This is a genomic window from Coleofasciculus sp. H7-2 (assembly GCF_042747725.1).
Taxonomy (GTDB): Bacteria; Cyanobacteriota; Cyanobacteriia; order Cyanobacteriales; family FACHB-T130; genus FACHB-T130.
The window spans coordinates 1-1562 of record NZ_JBHZGO010000053.1 but is presented as its reverse complement, the minus strand read 5'-3'; the positions used below and the strand labels follow the sequence as shown (position 1 = coordinate 1562).

At 54.5% G+C, this 1562-nt stretch carries 2 protein-coding genes; both read right to left on the bottom strand.

Annotation, left to right across the window (positions count from 1 at the left end; genetic code table 11):
• A partial coding sequence (locus ACFW2W_RS12510) for an ISL3 family transposase (RefSeq protein ID WP_378178127.1) occupies positions 1-1291 on the bottom strand: 1291 nt, incomplete at its 3' end.
• A gap of 24 nt (positions 1292-1315) precedes the next feature.
• Complete coding sequence (locus ACFW2W_RS12505) at positions 1316-1495, bottom strand: transposase family protein (protein ID WP_378178124.1); 180 nt, start codon at positions 1493-1495, stop codon at positions 1316-1318.
• Positions 1496-1562: the final 67 nt, after the last annotated feature.

Here is a 1562-nt window from a genome sequence, read left to right as displayed (position 1 = left end):
CGCGTCTAAGTCCGGCGGCAAACGTTTTTAGCTGTGCGATCTCGCTGGACTCCGACGTGTTGAGCCAAGTGTCGAAAGTCGCTGATGCTTGTGAACAAATCATGGTGCGTAACGCCCTAGCGTGCGCCCGCATAAAAGCGAAATTTGTGTCTTGCAAAAGATAGTTCAGGATTAGCCGATTTTCTGCCGAAAGGTCTTGTTCATCGTGGAGTGCTAGCCAGGAAAGCTGTGGAGCAGAAGGCAAGACAAGCTTGGTAGTGACGGCATCGGGCACTTCGCGTTCCTTTTGACCCTTAGCTTGCCGCTTTCCTGGCGTGTGCTTAGAAGGTTCGCGTCTACGAGGTTGCATCCACCTCAGCACATGCCAGGGGGTGCTCCTGAAACCGAGTTCGTGAATCTCCCGATACAACTGCAGCGCGTTTTCGCAGCCCTCTGCATGACGCTTTTCCAGATGCTCGAGATAAGGGTTGAGCACAGTAGCGGTATATGGTCGCGGCGGTCGCTCCGGGAAGCTGTCGGCGTAAGCATAGGCTCTAACCGTCTTTCTGTCGATATTCAGCTTCTTGCTTATGGTGAGCAGCGGTGAGCCCGACGTATAAAGAGTCTTCACCTCGTTAACCAGCCTCAGGCGTCGCTCCCTACTCGCCGCTGCAGCTTCTTTTGCAGCCCTAGTAGGCTTTGAGGAGCGATATTGGCTTGCCCTGAGCTCGGCGACCTGGGGCTGCAATTCGGAACTGATAGGTAGCCGCCGCAGCTTTGAAACAACCGTCCCAAACCACCTTTCTGGCATCTCCCTCAAGTTGTGCAGTAAGTGCCACCGGTCAGCCACTTGCACTGCCTTTGGCGCACCCGCAGTGGCTCCTATCATGTAATCGTACGCCCTGTCACGCACGATGATTTCGACCCCTGGACTCGCCTTGAGCCATAGCTCTAAAGCAGCCGCGCTGCGTTCAGAGAGCAGGTCCACGACCTGATGCTTTTCCAGGTCAACGAGAATGGTGCCGTAACTGCGACCTTTCTTGATCGCCCAGTCGTCTACGCCTAAAACGCGAGGGGTCGCGTAGTGTTCAGTCGCTTGAACGCGGATATCTTGCAGAATATTAGCTGCGCTCAGCGGCATTTCTAAAGTCGCCAGCAGCCGTGAGCCAGCCTCGCCGCCGAGAACCATACCTACCTGAGCTTGCACGTATTTGAGTCGCTCGGTACGCCTAGCGCGAGGTGCGAATAACGTAAGCCGCTCGGTAAAGGTTTGCTGCTGACAGCTCAGGTTGAAACAGTAGAAGCGGCGCACCCTGAGGTGTAAACGGACGGCTTGCTAACCCATCGCGGTATCCCTAACCAAGCGTGTGTAAGTGCTGTGTACACGCTTCGACCGTCGCGCACACTTGGGGCAACATGAGCTTCGCTGATGCGTATGAAGGAAAAACACCAGCCCCACTTTTGAATATTCAACTTCGTCAACCTTACAGCCTGGGAATAATCCAAAACAGTTCATACCCAAGGCTGAGTGCTATTGCGGCTAAAAACAAGCCCTTTTCGACCACGTACTTCTTGGGAGAGCC